Source organism: Mesorhizobium sp. GbtcB19 (assembly GCF_019091085.1).
Lineage (GTDB): Bacteria > Pseudomonadota > Alphaproteobacteria > Rhizobiales > Rhizobiaceae > Mesorhizobium.
This window is the reverse complement of record NZ_JAGXJY010000676.1, coordinates 1-228: the sequence shown is the minus strand read 5'-3', so window position 1 is coordinate 228 and position 228 is coordinate 1. Positions and strand designations below refer to the sequence as shown.

1 pseudogene is annotated in these 228 nt (G+C 68.9%); it reads right to left on the bottom strand.

The window, feature by feature from the left end:
• A pseudogene (locus KVT37_RS33385) lies at nt 1–228 on the bottom strand (bifunctional aldolase/short-chain dehydrogenase); the annotation flags it as partial.

The following is a 228-nucleotide window of genomic DNA, read 5'->3' as shown; positions in this document are numbered from 1 at the left end:
AGCGGCACGCCGCCGGTGCCCTGTACCAGCGTGAAGCGCACCGCGTACTGCCCCGCCGATAGATGGGCGAAGAAGTTGAGCTCGAAGCTCTTGCGCAGCGCGGCGCCGTCGAGCTCGCCGATCCGGCCTTCCCAGGCAGCACCCACATTCCAAACCAGGTTGTCGACGCCCCCATAGTCGGCGTCCGACCTGCCGATGGCGCCGCCCATCTCGGCGGGGTTCGTGCTG